The following is a 20,325-nucleotide window of genomic DNA, read 5'->3' as shown; positions in this document are numbered from 1 at the left end:
ATATAGTGGTTATTTATACAGTTAATTTTGGCTGGGGTTAATTAAACGGGATACCTAAAATAAGTGATTGATCCACTTTACCATTTATTAGTGATTGCGTATTTCCATCATACACAATCATACCGTTATCAATCACAATCGCTCTTGAGGCAATTTTTGCTGCATCTTCTAAGCTATGAGAAACCATCAACAAGGTTAACGCTTTTTCATCACAAAGTTGCTCAAGTAGTGCCAGCATTTCAATGCGTAAAGCAGGATCGAGTGCAGAAAAAGGCTCATCGAGTAATAAAATCGGCTGTTCACGTACCAAACAACGTGCAATTGCGACACGTTGACGCTGACCACCTGATAATTGAGACGGTAAGCGTTCAAGATATTCACTGAGCGCCACTTGTTCTGCTCGGTTTTCTAATAGTACTTTTTGATCTTCAGTCAGTTTTAAACCGGGATTTAACCCTAAACCAATATTTTGCCTTACCGTTAAATGAGGAAATAGATTGTTATCTTGAAATAACATGGAAATAGGGCGTTTTGCTGGGACTGTTTTGGTATGATTTTGACCATTAAGAAACAGGCTCCCCTTTTCTGAGGGTAAAAAACCCGCGATTAAACTGAGCAATGTACTTTTACCTGCACCACTTGGCCCTAACACAGCAATGCGTTCTCCTGCATTAACTGTTAGGTTAAATAAAAGATGTTGGTGTTCATAAGTGTAAGCAAGGTGCTCTAATTTAATCATGAGATTTTCCTGCCAATCGTTCTATTAGGCTAAAAAGAGAGAAGCAAAGTAGCAATAAGATCATGGCTGTTACCGCTCCATCTTGCGTGTGATAAGCGCCAATTTGCTGATAAAGATAGAAAGGTAATGTTCTAAATGTTTCATTACCAAATAGGGCAACAATACCAAAGTCACCAATAGAAATGACACAAGCAAAGGCAAGTGCTTGTGAGATTGGTTTTTTTAATGCACGTAGTTCTATCCAACGGAGTCGGTTTATTCCTTGTAAATTTAGCGACTGACACAAAAGGCCATAACGTGAAGCGATATCATTCATCGGGTTTTCAAGCACTTTTAAGGCATAGGGAATGGCAATTAATGCGTTGGTCAAAATCACTAAAATATAAGGTGATTCAGGTAATCCAATCGTATTGTTTAATAACAGAAAAAAGCCTGTTGCCAATACAATGCCCGGCATCGCTAGAATAATCAAACCACTCATTTCCATGGTTTGTCCTGCTTTTTTAAAATGGCGTAAGCGAAGTTCTCGACTACTCCATAGCAACATCATCGTTAATACAACGCAAACAATACCCGCACCAATAGCAATAATCAGTGAAGTTGTAAAAGCTTGCCAAAGTACAGGTTGCTGTATGACACGTAGAAATTGGCTATTAAGACCATCAGTGATCACGGCTAAAATGGGCGGCACTAAAAAGAGAATAGCAAGTGCGATAATTACGCCATCTGTTACTTTACTAAAGAGGGGATCGTCAGGATCACGCCAATGCTGTTTTTGACTATTTCCCACAAAAAGGGTGCCTTTTAGCTTTTGGCTGAGAAGTACTAAGCCTAAGCAACAAAAGAGTTGGATCAAGGCTAGAAGTGCTGCACGATGTAAATCGTAGTCATAGCTTAGTGCTTGATAAATAGCGAGTTCAACCGTTGTTGCTGCGGGGCCACCGCCTAATGCCAACACAGTCGCAAAGCTTGCAAAGCAGAGCATAAAAATCAGTGATGCGGTAGGGAGCATTTGACGCCACAAATAGGGAAACTCAAGAAAACGAAAACGTTGCCAGCCATTCATGCCTAATTGTGAAGCTAACTGGCGTTGCTCTGACGAAATACTTTCAAGTGCTTGCAAGAGCATTCTGGTTGCTAATGGCATATTGAAAAAAATGTGAGCTAATAAAATCCCTTGTAAGCCATAAGGAGTAAACTGGTAGTCGATCCCTAGCCATTCACAAATTTGAGCAATCCATCCCACTCTGCCATAAACCGTTAAAATACCGAAAAGTGCAACTAGAACAGGTAACACAAGACTCATGGCACATAGGCGTAAAAACAGTGTTCGCCCTTTAAATTGGCGTCGATAGAGTGCTTTGGCGAGCCAAATAGCAGGTAATATCGAAAACAGCGCAGATAAAAAGGCTTGCCAGAAAGTAAAGCGGACGACATGCCATAAATATTCATCAGCAAAAATCGAGGACAGCTCGCCACTTGGCGCGTTAAACCACAATGCACCAAATGACAATAACGCTACAGTAAGCAGTAAACCCGAGGCACATAGCCCCGGGATAAGCCATCTTCCCATTAGCGACTAACCGCAGATTGCCAATTGCGCGTCCATGTTTGGCGCTCTTTGGCGACAACATCCGCATTAAATTGCAATGATTTTTCAGGTATCGGCATCACGGAATAGACATCCGGTAATGGCATATCAATAACTGGATACATCCAATTGGTTGTAGGTATCGTTTCTTGGAAAGCAGGGGTGAGCATAAATTGCATAAATTGCTGCGCTAATTCAGGTTGTTTGCTCGATTTGAGTTTTGCGGCAACTTCGACTTGTAAGTAATGCCCTTCATCAAAAATAGCAGCAGCATAGTTATCTTTTTTATCCGCTAAAATGTGATAACCCGGAGATGATGTGTAGCTAAGTACAAAATCACCTTCGCCTTTTAAGAATAATCCATAAGACTCACTCCAACCTTTAGTCACTGTCAGCGTTTTCTCTGACAATTTTTTCCATTCAGTGGCTGTATTTTCAGGATAAAGTGACTGCATCCATAGCATTAAACCCAAACCCGGTGTGCTGGTGCGAGGATCTTGATACAAAATCTTCCACTTTTCTTTGCTATTTAACAGTTCAGCCATACTTTTTGGGGGATTAGCAATGCGGTTCTTATCATAAATAAAAGCAAAGTAACCGTAGTCATAAGGCACAAAGGTATCGTCAGTCCATTTTTCAGGTAAGGTGAGTTTGGAGGTATCGATATGACTTGGTGCGAAAAGTCCGGTTTCTTTTGCTGCGTGGATCAGATTGTTATCTAATCCTAAAATAATATCTGCCTTACTTTTATTACCTTCCATACGTAAGCGATTAAGTAAAGACACTCCATCAGACAGAGCAACCAGTTTTAGCTCACAATCACATTGCTGTTCAAACGCCTTTTTTATTGCAGGCCCTGGGCCCCAATCTGCGGTAAATGAATCATAAGTGTAAACAGTGAGTGTGGGTTTTTGAGCTAAGGCTTGAGTTGAAAAAGTGCTCATAATGCCCAGTGCGCCCAGAAGGAAAGTTAAGCGAAGTGATTTAGTTAACACGTTTAGTTCCTCAGTAAAAGTCAGGTAGGATCTGAGGAGTGAGGATGGCAAACTAATGAATATTGCAACATCCTGACTCAAATCCCTACGCCAGTATTAGCTGGATCAGGTTCCACGAGTTTTTCTCAGCCTAAATAGGCACCCCGTTGAGACTTTCCCATTGTAGATAAATACGTGCGCCGTGCAAAGTCTGTTGATAGAGGTTTACCGTTTGTGGGTAGTATGAAACAATGAGTTATCTTTCAAATTTGGTTATTGAGGTAGTCTAGTGATCGATGATGATGGCTACCGCCCGAATGTAGGGATTGTAATCTGTAATCGGCAAGGGCAAGTGCTTTGGGCTCGTCGCTATGGGCAACATTCATGGCAGTTTCCTCAAGGGGGAATTAATCCTGGAGAATCGCCAGAGCAGGCAATGTACCGAGAGTTGTTCGAAGAAGTTGGGTTAAGTCGCAAGGATGTCAAAATTCTTGCCTCCACACGTAACTGGTTACGTTACAAGTTACCTAAGCGTTTGGTGCGTTGGGACACAAAACCTGTTTGTATTGGACAAAAACAGCGTTGGTTCCTTTTGCAGTTAACAAGTAATGATAAAGACATTAATGTTCAACAAAGCAAAACGCCAGAATTTGATGGCTGGCGTTGGGTGAGTTACTGGTATCCTGTTCGACAAGTCGTCTCTTTTAAACGTGATGTTTATCGGCGTGTAATGAAAGAGTTCGCACCCGTAGTCATGCCATTGCAAGAACAAGTGTCTTTACCGCGTCCATCGTATGGATATCGGCGTAAAAGGTATTAGATAACACTATGCTGACACGTTTGCGAGAAATTGTAGAAAAAGTGGCTATGGCAGCAGGGCTTCCAGAAGCGCTTGAACTCTTAGTCAAGGAAACGTGTCAGGCAATGCACACGGATGTGTGTTCTATCTATCTTGCCGATAAACAACGTAGTTGTTTTTATCTTATGGCGACCAAAGGGTTAAAAAAGCCTAGAGGGCGAGCCGTTAGCCTTTCATTTGATGAGGGCGTTGTTGGTGAAGTGGGACGTCTTTCAGAACTTATCAACCTCGCTGATATTCGCGAACATCCTAGTTTTAAATACCTTCCTCAAGTTAAAGAAGATGATCTCCGCGCTTTTCTTGGCGTTCCAATTGTCTATCGTCGTCAACTCCTTGGTGTATTAGTCGTTCAGCAAAAAGAGCGCCGCTTATTTAATGAAAGCGAAGAATCTTTTATGGTGACGCTGGCGACACAGCTTGGTGCCACATTATCGCAAGTACAAACTAAAGGGCTTTTTGGGCAATATCGCCAAAGCCGTATTAAAGCACTTTCGGTTTCGACTGGCGTGGTGATGGCTTATGGTTGGCAGGAAGTTTCTCAACCTATCCTTGAAAATGTCTTTAAAGCCAGCGCTCTTGATATAAAAGCCGAATTAAATCGACTTACGGTCGCTTTAGAAGATGCTACCGCAGAATGTCGTCGCTTTAGTAAGCGCTTTATGGCGAATGCACAAAAAGAGAGTGCGGCCATATTTGATCTCTACTCACATTTACTTAATGATCCACAGCTTAAACATAAAATGACCACAATCATTACACAGGGATATGTTGCGGAATGGGCGGTTAAAGTGGTGGTTGAGAAAGTAGCCGCTCAATTTTCTAGCCTAAAAGATGGTTATATGCGAGAGAGAGCCTCTGATCTTAAAGCATTAGGGCGCCGTTTATTATTCCATTTAGATGATGATCTAAGCTCAACCAATATTTGGCCAGAGCGTTTTATTTTGGTCGCTGATGAATTAAGTGCAAGTTTATTGGCGGAGTTACCAGAGCAACAACTTGCTGGTGTCATTGTTCGAGATGGTGCAACTCACTCGCATTCTGCCATTCTTGTTAGAGCGATGGGAATACCTGCGATTATGGGAGCAGATATTCAACCTGAGCTTTTACATAATCGCATGCTTATTCTTGATGGTTATCGTGGTGAAATATTTATTGAGCCAGAGCCTTTTATTACTCAAGAATATAAACAAATTATTGATGAAGAGAGTGTATTAAGCCAAATTGCAGAAGAGCAGCTTGAACAGCAAGCGGTTTTAAAAAATGGTGAGGCAGTTAGCGTTCAACTGAATGCGGGATTAAATATCAAGTATGAACAACGCATTAGTGTGGGAATAGATGGCGTTGGTTTATATCGGACAGAAATTCCTTTTATGCTACAAAGCGGTTTCCCTTCTGAAGATGAACAGAAAAATCGTTACCGCGAAATACTCTCTTTTTTCCCTGATAAACCGGTTGTATTACGTGCTTTAGACATTGGTGCTGATAAGCAACTTCCTTATATGCCAATTAATGAGGAAAATCCCTGCTTAGGTTGGAGAGGAATAAGAATATTGCTTGATCAACCCGAAATCTTCCTTATTCAGCTACGTGCAATGCTAAAAGCAAATCTCGAATTTAAAAATTTGAAAATTTTGTTGCCGATGGTGACAAGTATTGATGAAATTGACGAAGCAAGAACATTGCTGCTAAGAGCATGTGATGAAGTTAGTCGAGAGCTAAAATGTGAATGTGTTCCACCTCCGCTGGGTATTATGCTTGAAGTGCCTTCATTGGTGTTTATGTTGTCACAATTAGCTAATCGAGTTGATTTTATCTCTGTTGGAACAAACGATCTGACTCAATACTTACTTGCAGTCGATCGTAATAATACCCATGTAGCATTACTCTATGATAATTTACATCCTGCGTTATTGCGTTCACTGAATTTGATTGCAACACAATGCCAATATTATCAATTGCCAGTGAGTGTTTGTGGTGAAATGGCGGGTACGCCAATAGGGGCATTGCTGTTAATAGGGCTCGGTTTTAGGCAGTTAAGCATGAGTGGTCGTAGTTTACCTAGGGTAAAATACTTATTGCGCCATCTTGATCCTGTGATGTTACAGCCTTTTATGCAACAGGTGTTGCAAGCTGAAACAGCAATAGAAATCAAAAAATTGTCTTCTGAATTTATGGAACGGCAAGGATTAGGTGGATTAATTCGCGGGGGTATTTAGTAGACCTTCGTATAAGCCTTTTCTATGTTGGTAATAAATAGCCAGCACAGAAATTATTGATTAAGTGAAGTAGGGAATAATGAGTATAAGCTACCTTAAATTTCCAGAGATTGATCCCGTTATGTTTTCTATCGGGCCTGTGTCATTACACTGGTACGGTATGATGTATTTAGTTGGGTTTGTTTTTGCCTTATGGCTTGCAAATCGTCGAGCTGCAAAACCGAATAGTGGTTGGAATAAAAATGAAGTTGAAACATTACTTTATGTCGGTTTTGTGGGGGTATTTATCGGTGGTCGTTTAGGTTATGTTTTATTTTATAACCTACCTGTCTTTTTAAATGATCCTCTTTACCTCTTTAAAGTATGGGATGGCGGAATGTCGTTCCATGGTGGTTTAATTGGGGTCATTTGTGCCATGATTTGGTTTGCTAAACGCACTAAACGTAAATTTTTCCAAGTGGCTGATTTTGTGGCACCTTTAATTCCATTTGGTTTAGGCTTAGGCCGTATTGGTAATTTTATTAATGGTGAATTATGGGGACGCGTCACATTAGATACGCCTTGGGCTTTCTTATTCCCAACATCTCGTTCTGCAGATCTCCAGCTTGTTGCCCAAGATCCCACAACGTTACTGCCTATTATTCAAGAATATGGTGTTTTACCTCGTCATCCCTCTCAGCTTTATGAAATGCTGTTAGAAGGCGTGGTGTTATTTATTATTCTGAATATTTTTGTGCGTAAAAATCGTCCCGTCGGTAGTGTGTCGGGTCTATTCCTGATTGGTTATGGTGCATTCCGTATTATTGTTGAATTCTTCCGTCAACCTGACGCACAACTAGGGTTATTTGGTGGTGTGAGTATGGGACAAATACTTTCAATTCCAATGATTTTGTTGGGTATTATTTTTATGGTATGGGCTTATCGTCAAGATAAAAAGACACCACAAAATCCAACACCTGCTCACAAATAGTGTGAGATAAATTTATTATTATTAGCTAATTACAAGAGAGACAACATGAAGCAGTATCTGGCATTGTGTCAACGCATTATCGATGAAGGGCAATGGATTGATAATAAACGGACAGGAACCCGTTGTTTAACGGTGATTAATGCTGATCTGGAATATGATGTTGCAAATAACCAATTTCCGCTGATAACGACACGTAAAAGCTTCTATAAAGCCGCAATTGCAGAGCTGTTAGGGTATTTACGTGGTTACGACAACGCAGGTCAATTTCGTGAAATTGGTTGTAATACATGGAATGCAAACGCAAATGAAAATGGAGCATGGTTAAACAACCCTCATCGTAAAGGTGAAGACGATATGGGGCGTGTATATGGCGTTCAAGGACGTCAATGGCAACGCCCTGATGGTTCTCATTTTGATCAACTACGTAAAGTAGTAGATAACCTGACTAAAGGTATCGATGATCGTGGTGAGATCGTCACGTTCTATAATCCGGGTGAAACCGAACTAGGTTGTTTGCGTCCTTGCATGCATACACACACATTTTCATTAGTGGGTGATACGCTTTATTTAACCTCTTATCAACGTAGTTGTGATGTGCCGCTAGGTTTGAACTTTAACCAAATTCAGTGCTTTGTTTTATTGGCGCTGGTGGCTCAAATTACAGGACATAAGCCGGGTAAAGCATTTCATAAGATAATCAATGCACATATCTATGAAAATCAATTACCTCTAATGCGCGATGTGCAGTTAAAAAGAGAGCCATTGCCGTTACCAACATTACATATCAATCCAAAAATCAAAACGTTGGAAGATATCGAAACGTGGGTAACAACGGATGATTTTACCGTTGAAGGTTATCAATGCCATGAAGCGATAAAATATCCATTTACGGTTTGATTTTTCCTTTGTGTTTTAAAGCCCCTATTTAGTGATAAATAGGGGCTTTTTTATCTCTATCACTAAATTCAATTCAATAAACTCAGGTTAATCCCAGCCTTGTTGATGATTATTTTTTTGTATTTACTCTGAAAATACCTTTATTGCGTTGTTGTTCGAAAAAAGCACTTTCCTTTATTTACCGTTAGATGTTTTGTCTGCATTCTCTCAGTAGGTTAAAAAGGGGGGAATAAATGAACAATAACATGGATATAAGCCTAAGTAGGGCACATCAGCAAGAGAACGAATTTGGAATAAGCCTACTTGAAATGCTTATTGTTATGATGATCGCCTCGATTTTAAGTTACTTATCAATCACGACCTATCAGCAATTTACTCACCAACGTCAATTGATACATAGTGTGCGCGAAACTATTGCTTTTCTTTCTTATCAACGACAACAAGCACTACTGTTTAATATAAAAATTGAAATATCACTTCATTTGTCACCCAGTAATAAAGTCGTCGCTATTCCTTTTTCTCTACGGCATTTACCTGAAAAACAAATAATTTTTCAGTTAGCTTCTGGCATTCAACTTAAGCAATCAACAGTTTCAAATTTTACGTTTGGAGGCATTCGTCAAACCTTAAGACCAATGAGTTTTGTGCTTCAAAGTTCAGAAGGTGAAGTGAAAATTGTTATTTCATCTTTAGGCAGAATAAGGGCATGTAGCCAAAAAATTAAGGTCTTTTCGCCATGTTAAAGCGATCAATATTTTCATTTTCATCTGGCATGATGTTAATGGAATGCCTTTTTGCTATGGCAATTAGTGGCGTTTTATTTCTTTGTATTAGTCGGGCTTATCCTCAAGTAATAAATACACTGTTCCATTCTTACCAACAGTATCAGTTAGATATTTTTTTAAGAGAAAGGTTATTGGTACTAGAAACACAACTAAGGCGCATTGGATATTGCCACGGTGATTGTGCCTATGTATCAAAGTCAAAAGAGTCGCACACTTCACCATTAAAAATAGGACAGTATTCCTATCAAGAAAAAAATAGCTGCATTATTTTTGCTTATGACGTAAATGGTAATGGTCGATGGGATATGCCTTCTTCAAAAGAGAGTGATTATTTTGGTTATCGGCTTAAAAATGGTCAACTAGAACAATTAAGAGGAGTACAAGATTGTACTTCTTCAGGATGGCAACGATTTTTTGAAAGTCATGAAATTGAAGTGACTGAATTTATTTTACACCCTTATTCAAGGCAACATCTTATCAAAGAGAAACCATTTTTTTATCTTTCAGTTTCTTTAAAATTTCATTTAAAACAATCTCCTGCTGTGAAATTACATTATAAGAATGACATTCGGTTAAGGAATGTGACCACGTTATGAGTATTGATTCAATTCACAATAAAAGTGAGCAAGGATTTGCCAGTTTATTTATCGTAATGGGGTTTATTGTTATGAGTTTATCGGCGCTTGGGAATTTTGCTTATCATTACAGGCAGTCTCAACAAATAGTGATGCAAGAGTTACAAGCACGACAGGCTTTTTTATTTGCTGAATCTGCATTGGCATGGGGAATAAAATTGAATTGGGAAATTTTATCGCCACAGTTAAATAGATGGCAATGCCGTTATTTTCATGCAAATCCTAAAATAAAAAGTTGTTTATTTTTGATTTCGTTAGAAAAGGGCTTGTTGCAAGGGCAAGCAGAAAGTGTAAATGGTTATAAAATATATCATTATCAATGGGTTGGTTTTTTGAAAGACAAAAATAAATCCATTGTTGCACATCCAAATGGATGGCTAGATTATTGCCCATTAGTGCATAAGGAGTGTGTGTTATAGACAACATTCAAAATAAATCAGAAAGTGGCTCTATTTTACTTAATACAATGTTTATATTACTGTTTTTTAATATTAGTTTTGTCGCTATTATAGGGTATAGTCAATCATTAAAAGCTGACTTTCAGCAGTTAATTCAAATTCAGCAGGCAGGGCAGGAGCTTTTTGTTTTATTTGAGCAAATATCTGATAAATCACCTGACCATTTCGCATCTAACCCCAAAATAATGACGCGCTCACTTTTACAGTCTGAAGGTTGTCAGCAAATAGAAGGTTATGTTGCCAATAATGTATTACCCGAAATAAGGCTGTATTACTGGTCATGCTATTAATAAGATGAGGATCTGATGTTTCATATATATCACTCAAATCAGTTGTCATTACTAAAGTCACTTATGGTGCACTTTATGCAGACCAGACCACTTTCTTCTCCTTTTGAACAAGAAGTGATCCTTGTACAAAGCCCCGGAATGTCTCAGTGGCTACAAATCCAGCTTGCCGAAAGTTTGGGTATCGCTGCTAATATCCGTTACCCATTACCAGCGACTTTTATTTGGGAAATGTTTACTCGGGTATTATCAGGTATACCTAAAGAAAGCGCTTTTTCTAAAGATGCCATGACATGGAAATTAATGGCATTGCTGCCTGAATTTTTGCCTCATGAAGAATTTAAACCCTTGCTGCATTACCTTGATGATGATGAAGATAAACGTAAACTTCATCAGTTAGCAGGGCGTGTGGCTGACTTATTTGACCAATATTTAGTGTATCGTTCAGATTGGTTAGCTTCGTGGGAAAATGATGAATTAATCGAAGGGTTGAGTGAAAATCAACGCTGGCAGAAAATATTGTGGGTAGCATTACAGCAATACACAAAAGATCTTAATCAGCCTCAATGGCACCGCTCTAATCTTTATCAGCAATTTATTTCGACTTTAAATAATGCAAAAGAAGGGGAGCTTCAACACTGTTTCCCACCCCGAATTTTTATTTGTGGGATTTCAGCTCTACCTCAAGTTTACTTGCAGGCATTACAAGCGATAGGGCGCCATACCGAGATTTATTTACTCTTTACCAATCCTTGCCGTTACTATTGGGGCGATATTCAAGATCCTAAATTTCTTTCCCGTCTTAATAGCAGAAAACCACGCCATTATAAGCAATTACATGAATTGCCTTGGTTTAAAGATGAAAAAAATGCTTCTTCGTTATTTAATGATGAGGGGGAGCAAAATATCGGTAATCCGCTATTAGCGTCATGGGGAAAACTGGGTAAAGATAATCTTTATTTCCTCTCTGAACTTGAATATACCGATGTATTAGATGCATTTGTTGAAATCCCAAGAGATAATTTACTTCATCAATTGCAAGCGGATATTCTTGATTTAGAAGATTTTTCGCAATTAGGTACAACACTTGAAACTTATGAATGTAGTGAAAACAAACGCGTCATTTTGCCAGATGATCACTCACTGACTTTTCATGCTAGCCATAGCCCACAGCGCGAAGTGGAAGTGTTACAAGATCAATTACTGCATTTATTAGAACAAGATCCTGAATTACTACCGCGTGATATTATTGTGATGGTTGCGGATATCGATAGTTATACACCTTATATTCAAGCTGTGTTCGGTAATGCACCTTCAGAACGTTATCTCCCTTTTGCTATTTCAGATAGAAAAGCGCGTCAAGCGCATCCTGTATTACAGGCTTTTATTACATTGTTAGAACTTCCTCAAAGTCGTTTTACTGCTGAACAAGTGTTGGCATTGCTTGAAGTACCTGCTTTAGCTGGGCATTTTTCTATTTTTGAAAATGAACTAAAACTACTACGTCGTTGGGTTGATGAGTCAGGTATACGCTGGGGATTAGATGATGAGAATGTGGCTTCATTCTTATTACCAATCACGGGTAAAAATACATGGGAGTTTGGCTTACTGCGCATGTTGCTTGGCTATGCGATGGAAAGTGAAAATGGTCCTTGGAAAGGTGTGCTTCCTTACGATGAATCCAGTGGATTAGTTGCTGAACTTGCAGGACATCTCGCTGATTTTCTTTACACATTAAGTGATTGGCGCACACGTTTGAGTGAAACTCGTTCATTAGAAGCATGGCTAGAAGTTGGACAACAATTAGTTGATGCCTTTTTTGAGTCTGATGAAGAAACAGAATTAGTGTTAGCGCTTATTATCCAACAATGGCAAAAAGTGATTGAAAATGGATTGAAAGCGCAATATCAAAATGAAATTCCGCTAGTTCTTATTCGTGATGAATTAACCGTACGGTTCGATGATGAAAAAATTAGTCAGCGTTTTTTAGCAGGCAGCATTAATTTCTGTACATTAATGCCTATGCGCTCTATTCCCTTTAAAGCGGTGTGTTTATTAGGTATGAACGATGGTATTTATCCTCGTAATATTCAACCGCTAGGGTTTGATTTAATGGCAGAAAAACGCCGTCGTGGTGATAGAAAACGTCGTGATGATGACCGCTATTTATTCCTTGAGGCGCTTAGCTCAGCTGAAAAATACCTTTATATCAGTTATATCGGGAAATCGATACGTGACGATCGAGAATGCAATCCATCAGTCTTAATCAAAGAGTTACAAGATTATATTGGGCAAAATTTCCGTTTATCGGAAGATGGTGAACTCAATGTCGATGATAGCGCGACTCGTATAAACCAGCGTTTATTAACACAACATAGCCGAGTTCCTTTTGCTCAAGAAAATTTCCGAGTTGACGCTACCTTTCGTTCTTATGCCTCTGAATGGCTACCTGCGGCGAGTGGGCAAGGACAGGTTCATCAAAGTTTTACCGAGCCACTTAATGATGATGACACAATAGATCAAGTTTCTGTTGATGCGCTTGCACGTTTTTATCGACATCCTATTCGTGCATTCTTCCAACAAAGATTAAAAACAAATTTTGTTATTGAAGAAACAGAATTACCCGAAGAAGAGCCATTTGTGATAAATGCCCTTCAACGTTATTTATTGAACCAATGGTTATTAAAAGCATTGATTGATCAAACCTCAACAGAAGCTTTGTTTGAGCGAATCAAAGCAGCAGGACAACTTCCTGCAAGTGCATTTGGTCAAATTTATTGGGAGCAGCAAATAGAAGAGTTACTTCCTTTAGCTGAAAAGATAAGAAGTGAACGATTAGCTACACATTCTGTCACATTAGAGCAAAGCTTTAGTGCAATGCCATTGATTGGTCGTTTAAATGAGGTACAAGCTGATGGTTTATTACGTTGGCGACCTGCCAGCTTAACAGCTAATGATTTATTGCAACTGTGGATTGAGCACTTAGTTTATTGTTTAAAAGAGGGAACAGGCGAGAGCCGATTTTATGGAAGAAAAGAGACTCAATGGTGTTTATTACCAGTTGATCCCGAAATCGCCTATTCAACATTAGACAAGTTAATCAGTGACTATAAACAAGGGTTAAACAGCCCATTAGCGCTATTTGCGAAAAGTGGCTGGGCTTGGTTACAAGCTTGCTATGATAAAAAATCACAAGAGTTTTTACTTGATGATGAAGAGACACTTGAAAAAGCAGAATTAGTACTGATGCAACATTTAACGGATAGCTATAATCGGGATGGTGAAATGAATGACATGTATGTTCAACGCGCTTTCTCTCAATTAGACGAACCTTTTTTACAAACGGTCAAACAGACGGCATTAACAATATTTAAACCAATAATTCCATTTCTGAAAAAATAAGGGAGCTCATATCAGATGAGAAAATACTGCTCGCAACTATGGATCATGTTGCTATTGATGCTAGTGAGTATCAACAGCTTTGCAGCTGATCCACTCTGGCAAGTATTGCCTGATAGCATTGAAAAGAGTGAGAGTGATCCACGCCAATATCAAGCGATTAAACTACCTAATGAAATGACCGTATTACTGGTTTCTGATGAAAAGGCAGTTAAATCATTAACGGCAGTTGCATTACCTGTTGGAGCATTAGAAGATCCTGATAGTCAGCAAGGTCTTGCGCACTATTTAGAACATATGGTGCTAATGGGATCGGTGAAATATCCTCAAGCAGGTAGCATGTCTGAATTCTTACAGAAGAATGGCGGCTCTCATAATGCGAGTACAACGACTTATCGTACTGCATTCTATTTAGAAGTGGAAAATAGTGCTATTAATGAAGCGGTTGATCGACTTGCTGATGCTTTAGCTGAACCTTTACTTGATCCTAAAAATGCAGATCGTGAACGTAATGCTGTTAATGCAGAATTAACAATGGCGCGTGCGCGTGATGGTATGCGTTTTTGGCAAGTTAGGGCAGAAACTTTAAACCCATCACATCCAAGTTCTCGCTTTATGGGCGGGAATCTAGAGACATTAAGTGATAAGCCAAATAGTAAGCTTCAAGATGAATTAATAAAATTTTATCAAAAACACTACTCTGGCAATTTAATGAATGGGGTTATTTATAGTAATAAATCACTTGATGAATTATCTAAATTAGCCGCAGACACTTTCGCTCGTATCCCGAATAAAAAGGCAGTTGTGCCTGTCACTACTGTACCTGCTATGACGGATAAAGAAAAAGGATTAATGATCCACTTAGTACCAGCTCAACCGCAAAAGACTTTACAAATTGAGTTTGGTATAGATAACAACGTTGCTGATTTTCGCAGTAAAACTGACGAATACATTGGCTATTTAATTGGTAATCGTAGCTCAGGTACTTTAGCAACATGGTTACAAGACCAAGGCTTAGCAGAAAATATTAGTGCGTTTTCAGAGCCATATATCGATCGTAATCAAGGCTCGTTTACCATTTATGTTTCGTTAACCGATAAAGGGTTAGCGCAAAAAGACAAAGTGATTTCTGCTATCTTTTCGTACATTCGTTTAATTCAAACAGAAGGTATCAGTCAGCGTTACTTTGATGAAATTGCGAATGTATTAGATCTCTCATTCCGTTATGGTTCTATTGTAAGAGATATGAATTACATAGAAGGCATTTCGGATATGATGCTGCGTTATCCAATCAAAAATATCCTAAATGCAGACTATATTGCTGATAATTATGAACCTTCAGCTATCCTTTCTCGTCTTGATTCTCTTACACCTGAGAAAGCTCGTATTTGGGTAATAAGTCCTAATGAACCTTCTAACAAACAAGCCTATTTTGTTAATGCGCCTTATCAGGTTGATAAAATCACAGATAAGCAATTAAAAACATGGCAAACATTATCAGATGATATTTCATTATCACTGCCAGCACTTAACCCTTATATCCCTGATAACCTTTCATTGATTGATGCGGATAGCAAAATCATCAAACCACAATTGTTGTGGCAAGATAAAAGTGCGCGTTTATTTTATATGCCATCGCACTATTTTTCTGATGAGCCTAAAGCCAGTGTGACCTTAAGTTTAGTCAATAAGAAATCAGACATTACGGTTAAGCAACAAGTGACACAAACCTTAACTGATTATCTTGCTGGTTTAGCATTAAGTGAATTAGCTTATCAAGCTTCTGTTGCTGGAATGAATACTTCATCCTCATCAGGGCAAGGCATTGATTTTTCAATGAATGGTTATACACAACATTTACCAGAACTAGTTAATGCGACATTAAAAAGCTATATGAGCTTTGAATCAACTCAAGAAGAGCTAGATCAAGCTAAATCTTGGTATCGTGAACAACTTGAAGTGACTCATAACTTAAAAGCATTTGAAGCAGCTATGCTGCCAGCTCGCCGATTAAATACTATCCCGTACTATGAAGAAGCTGACAAGCTCAAAGCGTTAGAGTCAATTACACTGCAAGATATTATTGATAATCGTCGTGAAGTAATTAAAAACGCTGCGCTTCAAGCGCTGATTATTGGTAACTTAACGCCAGAGCAAAGCCGCGATATTGCTAAATCTGCACACGAATTATTAGGTAATCAAGGCACCGAATATTGGATCGGTGAAACATTAGTATTCAATAAATTAAATGCAGTTGAATTCCAAAATAAATCGAAGAGTACAGATAACGCATTAGGCGAGCTTTATATCCCAACAGGTTATAGCCGCCTTGAAGGTCAGGCAATTTCTTCAGTGTTATCATCTGTTATTAAACCTTGGTTCTACGATCAATTAAGAACAGAAGAGCAACTAGGTTATGCTGTATTTGCTTATCAAGGGACTATGGGTGAGCAATCAGGTATCGGCTTTTTACTGCAAAGTAATGCAAAACCGCCTGTCTATTTAAATGAGCGCTATAACGCATTTTATCAACAAGCTTACGAGCGTTTGAAAAAAATGAACGAGGCTGATTTTAATCAGTATAAACAGGCAATTATTACCGAAGTTAAACAGCCACCTCAAACGTTCTATGAAGAAGTTTCTCTTTATCGAAATGACTTCCATCGTAATAACTTAAAATATGATGGACGTGAAAAATTCTTAGCTGAGCTCAATAAAGTAACGTTAAAACAAGCTATTGAATTTTATGAAAAAGCAATTATAAAACCGAACGGATTTATTTTTGTTTCTCAAATTATTGGTAAAGATGGCAAAGATGCTGATTACGCCGAAAATAAACAATGGAAGCGTTATACTACGGTAAGTGAATTACAAAAAACCTTACCTATTGAGGAAATTAAAGAGTGAGTGAAGTGATACAGGCACAGCCATTAAACCCGTATACACTTCCTTTGTACCAAAGACGCCTCATTGAGGCGTCTGCAGGAACAGGAAAAACTTATACAATAGGGTTGTTGTATTTACGGTTGCTTCTTGGATTAGGCGGAGAGTCTGCATTCTACCGCCCTCTCAGTGTTGAAGAGATTTTAGTTGTGACATTTACGGATGCGGCGACAGATGAATTACGAGCCCGTATTCGTAAAAATATCCATGAACTAAGACTTGCCTGTATCCGTCATGATGTTGAAAGTAGCGATGATACTTACAATGAGTTACTTAAACAGATCCCTAATAAAGAGCTGGCTGCACAGTGGTTGTTAGAAGCAGAACGCCAAATGGATGAAGCGGCTATTTATACCATTCATGGCTTTTGCCAGCGTATGTTGGCAAACAATGCATTTGAATCAGGAGTCTTGTTTGAACAAGTCTTGATCCAAGATGAATATGAGCTCAAAAAACGGGTATGTGCTGATTTTTGGCGCCGTCATTGTTATCCACTTTCTTATGATGTTGCTAATGCAGTAAGCCAGATTTGGTCTGGCCCTGAACAACTGCTTTATGAAATACAGCCTTATTTACAAGGTGAAATGCCTGAAATCGAAGGTGTGGCATTAGACAGTAAAAATGAATCAGTCAAAGAGCGTCATCAAGCAGTTATTGAAGCAATTAATAAGGTGAAAGCTCGTTGGCATGAACATCATCATGAAGTTGAAGCATGGATAACCGCTTCAGGTGTTGATAAACGTAGTTATAGCAGTCGTTTTTTACCTAAATGGATTGAAGAGATTACCCTGTGGGCGTCAACATTAGAAACGAAAAGCTATCAATTACCTGATTGTTTAATTCGTTTTTCACAAGAAACACTGAATGAAAAAGCAACGAAAGGCCCTGCACCAGAGCATATTCTTTTTGTTGAAATTGAACGATTAACAAAGCAGAGCCTGACTCTGCGAGATGTTATTCTTGCCAACGCGATCCCTGAAATACGCCAATGCATTGAAAATGAAAAGGTGCGTCGTGGTGAAATGGGATTTGATGATTTACTAACACGTTTAGATAGAGCATTGAAACGTGAAAGTGGTGAAGTTTTAGCACAAGCTATTCGTGAACGTTACCCAGTTGCAATGATCGATGAATTCCAAGACACCGATCCTCAACAATACCGTATTTTTGATGCCATTTATGGTGAGCATGAAAATAGTGGTTTGCTATTTATTGGTGACCCTAAACAGGCAATTTATGCATTCCGTGGTGCGGATATTTTTACTTATATTCAAGCCCGAAAGCAGACATCTCATCACTACACATTAAATACTAACTGGCGCTCTGCGCCGGGTATGGTGAATGCAGTTAACAAGCTTTTTATGCGTTCCAATGCTCCATTTTTATTTGAGCATATCCCTTTTATTGAAGTAAGCTCGGCTGAAAAAAACCAAGACATGGCTTTTATTTACCATGATAAACCGATTTCACCTTTTAATTTTTGGCTTACTGAAGGTGAAAGTGTTTCTACGGGAAATTATGAGCAAATTATGGCCGCGCAATGTGCCGCACAAATTCGTGATTGGTTATCAGCAGGGGAACAGCAACAGGCTTGGTTGATTGAACAAGGTGAAAAAAAAGCGGTTACATCTGCTGATATTATGGTACTGGTGCGTAGCCGTAGAGAAGCGATACTGATCCGTGATGCACTGAATTTGCTTTCAATACAATCTGTATTCTTATCCAATCGTGAAAGTGTATTTGAAACCAATGAAGCTAAAGATCTACTTTGGTTACTACAAGCGGTTGTAACTCCTGAGAAAGAACGTGTTTTAAGGGCATCTTTAGCCAGCCGATTATTTGGTTTTAGCGCAAAGCAAATTGATGAGCTAAACCGCAATGAGGTGCGCTGGAATAGCTACGTGGAGAAATTTGCTGATTACTATGTACTATGGCAAAAGCGTGGTGTTTTACCCATGTTGCGTAAAATCATGATGGATAATCAAATTGCGGAAAATTTACTCGCAAGTATTGATGGTGAGCGCCGGCTTACCGATATCATGCATATTGGTGAATTATTACAAGAAACATCATTGCAACTTGATAGTGAACACGCCCTTATTCGTTGGTTAGCACAACAGATTTCTCATCCTGATGCGCAATCTGAAAGTCAACAAATGCGTTTGGAAAGTGACCGAAATCTTGTGCGAATTTGTACTATCCATAAATCTAAAGGTCTTGAATATCCTATTGTTTGCTTACCTTTTGCTTGTAATTACCAAGAACAAAAAGGGGCGCTTTATCATGACAGAGAAAGATTTCACGCTAAATTAGATATTTTTAGCCGACCTGAAAGTTTACGTTTAGCAGATGAAGAACGACTTGCAGAAGATTTACGCTTACTTTATGTGGCATTAACTCGATCTAAATTCTGCTGTTATGTTGGTGTTGCTCCTCTTGTTAAGGGAACCAAACGTAAATCAGGGCTTACCGATCTGCATAAAAATGCTTTAGGGTATTTATTACAGCAAGGCGAAGAAGGCAATAGTGAATTATTACATCAATCAATTCACGCTTTATTAGATGATAATATCAGTGTAACAACGCTTGATAATATATCAGCACATCGTTACCAGCCTCAATTAATGGCTGAAACAAAACTTGAAGCCGCTATATTTAAACGTCAGATCCATGATAATTGGCGTATAACGAGCTATTCAGGATTAACTTATCAGCATTCAAATCGCAGTTATCATTTTGATTTAGGTGATATTGAGGCTTTGGTGCAATCTATTGCTCCGGGGCTTGATACAGATGCTAAAGGTGAGAAGCAACAAGGAGAGATTGATGAAAATTCTATTCATCATTTCCCTCGTGGTGCAGTAGCGGGAACGTTCTTACACAGTTTGTTGGAAGTATTAGATTTTTCGCAGCCTATTGATGAACTGTGGATACAAGGACAATTGACTGCTCAAGGCTTTGATGAAAAGTGGGCTCCCCTTTTAGTTACGTGGATGGAAACGCTGTTTCATACACCCCTTAATTCTCAAGGATTGTGTCTTGCTGATATCCCTAAATCACAACAACTCGATGAATTACAATTCTATTTACCTATTGAGAAAGAAGTATCATCAGCCCAATTGACCCAATTAATTAGTCAGTTTGATCCTCTATCAAAACGTTGTCCTGCTTTGCAATTTCAACAAGTAGAAGGGATGCTAAAAGGCTTTATTGACTTAGTCTTTTCTTGGGAAGGCAAATACTATGTTGTGGATTATAAATCGAATTGGCTAGGTGAATCGAGCGAGGATTACACACAAGAAGCGATGATGAATGCAATGATGGATCATCGCTATGACTTGCAATATCAACTCTATACCTTAGCGTTACATCGTTTTTTACAGCAACGTATTCCTGATTATGATTATCGAACTCATTTTGGTGGTATTTATTATCTTTTTTTACGGGGTATAGATAAAGAACATCCCGGAAATGGAGTTTATGCTTATTTGCCCGATGAAGCTTTTGTTTTGGCGCTAGATTCACTATTTTCGGGCAAAAGTAGCAAACACGATGTAGTCGGTGAGAAATAA

14 protein-coding genes and 1 riboswitch are annotated in these 20,325 nt (G+C 38.8%); of the genes, 11 read left to right on the top strand and 3 right to left on the bottom strand.

Annotation, left to right across the window (positions count from 1 at the left end):
• Nucleotides 1-37: 37 nt before the first annotated feature.
• Genes thiQ through thiB form a run of 3 tightly spaced genes read right to left on the bottom strand, consistent with a single transcriptional unit; the run spans nucleotide 38 to nucleotide 3,274 of the window.
• Nucleotides 38-739: a thiamine ABC transporter ATP-binding protein ThiQ gene (gene thiQ, locus CBE70_RS07075; RefSeq protein WP_100158779.1), complete on the bottom strand. Its 702-nt coding sequence runs from the start codon at nucleotides 737-739 to the stop codon at nucleotides 38-40.
• Nucleotides 732-2,312, bottom strand: a complete 1,581-nt coding sequence (gene thiP, locus CBE70_RS07070; protein WP_100158778.1) for a thiamine/thiamine pyrophosphate ABC transporter permease ThiP — start codon at nucleotides 2,310-2,312, stop codon at nucleotides 732-734. Before thiP ends, thiQ begins: the two co-directional genes overlap by 8 nt.
• A complete protein-coding gene (thiB, locus tag CBE70_RS07065; RefSeq protein ID WP_198585704.1) occupies nucleotides 2,312-3,274 on the bottom strand; it encodes a thiamine ABC transporter substrate binding subunit in 963 nt (320 codons plus the stop codon). Before thiB ends, thiP begins: the two co-directional genes overlap by 1 nt.
• Nucleotides 3,275-3,389: 115 nt before the next feature.
• A riboswitch (TPP riboswitch) is annotated at nucleotides 3,390-3,481 on the bottom strand.
• 112 nt (nucleotides 3,482-3,593) lie between these two features.
• Between thiB and rppH the strand changes: the two genes are divergently transcribed.
• From rppH to recB, 11 genes are all read left to right on the top strand, one after another.
• Complete coding sequence (gene rppH, locus CBE70_RS07060) at nucleotides 3,594-4,124, top strand: RNA pyrophosphohydrolase (RefSeq protein ID WP_036934096.1); 531 nt, start codon at nucleotides 3,594-3,596, stop codon at nucleotides 4,122-4,124.
• Nucleotides 4,125-4,132: 8 nt separating this feature from the next.
• Nucleotides 4,133-6,379, top strand: a complete 2,247-nt coding sequence (gene ptsP, locus CBE70_RS07055; protein ID WP_100158776.1) for a phosphoenolpyruvate--protein phosphotransferase — start codon at nucleotides 4,133-4,135, stop codon at nucleotides 6,377-6,379.
• A gap of 79 nt (nucleotides 6,380-6,458) precedes the next feature.
• Nucleotides 6,459-7,349 (top strand): prolipoprotein diacylglyceryl transferase, encoded by an 891-nt coding sequence (gene lgt, locus CBE70_RS07050; RefSeq protein WP_100158775.1) that lies wholly within the window; start codon nucleotides 6,459-6,461, stop codon nucleotides 7,347-7,349.
• 45 nt (nucleotides 7,350-7,394) lie between these two features.
• Nucleotides 7,395-8,246 carry a thymidylate synthase gene (locus tag CBE70_RS07045; protein ID WP_100158774.1) on the top strand — a complete coding sequence of 284 codons (852 nt, stop codon included), beginning with the start codon at nucleotides 7,395-7,397 and terminating at the stop codon, nucleotides 8,244-8,246.
• A 233-nt stretch (nucleotides 8,247-8,479) separates the two neighbouring features.
• A complete protein-coding gene (locus tag CBE70_RS07040) occupies nucleotides 8,480-8,989 on the top strand; it encodes a potassium:proton antiporter (RefSeq protein ID WP_232797374.1) in 510 nt (169 codons plus the stop codon).
• On the top strand, nucleotides 8,983-9,627 hold the full coding sequence (locus CBE70_RS07035) for a prepilin peptidase-dependent protein (RefSeq protein ID WP_232797373.1): 645 nt from the start codon (nucleotides 8,983-8,985) through the stop codon (nucleotides 9,625-9,627). The genes CBE70_RS07040 and CBE70_RS07035 overlap by 7 nt, the downstream gene beginning before the upstream one ends.
• Nucleotides 9,624-10,085, top strand: a complete 462-nt coding sequence (locus CBE70_RS07030; protein ID WP_100158773.1) for a DUF2509 family protein — start codon at nucleotides 9,624-9,626, stop codon at nucleotides 10,083-10,085. Before CBE70_RS07035 ends, CBE70_RS07030 begins: the two co-directional genes overlap by 4 nt.
• On the top strand, nucleotides 10,073-10,414 hold the full coding sequence (locus CBE70_RS07025; RefSeq protein ID WP_232797372.1) for a hypothetical protein: 342 nt from the start codon (nucleotides 10,073-10,075) through the stop codon (nucleotides 10,412-10,414). The genes CBE70_RS07030 and CBE70_RS07025 overlap by 13 nt, the downstream gene beginning before the upstream one ends.
• Nucleotides 10,415-10,429: 15 nt before the next feature.
• Complete coding sequence (recC, locus tag CBE70_RS07020) at nucleotides 10,430-13,813, top strand: exodeoxyribonuclease V subunit gamma (protein WP_100158772.1); 3,384 nt, start codon at nucleotides 10,430-10,432, stop codon at nucleotides 13,811-13,813.
• A 15-nt stretch (nucleotides 13,814-13,828) separates the two neighbouring features.
• Nucleotides 13,829-16,717 carry a pitrilysin gene (gene ptrA, locus CBE70_RS07015; protein ID WP_100158771.1) on the top strand — a complete coding sequence of 963 codons (2,889 nt, stop codon included), beginning with the start codon at nucleotides 13,829-13,831 and terminating at the stop codon, nucleotides 16,715-16,717.
• Nucleotides 16,714-20,325 carry an exodeoxyribonuclease V subunit beta gene (gene recB, locus CBE70_RS07010; RefSeq protein WP_100158770.1) on the top strand — a complete coding sequence of 1,204 codons (3,612 nt, stop codon included), beginning with the start codon at nucleotides 16,714-16,716 and terminating at the stop codon, nucleotides 20,323-20,325. The genes ptrA and recB overlap by 4 nt, the downstream gene beginning before the upstream one ends.

This window comes from Proteus columbae, from assembly GCF_002777965.1.
GTDB lineage: Bacteria > Pseudomonadota > Gammaproteobacteria > Enterobacterales > Enterobacteriaceae > Proteus > Proteus columbae.
Note: the sequence above shows the minus strand (reverse complement) of the source record. Positions and strands in the feature narration are given on the sequence as shown.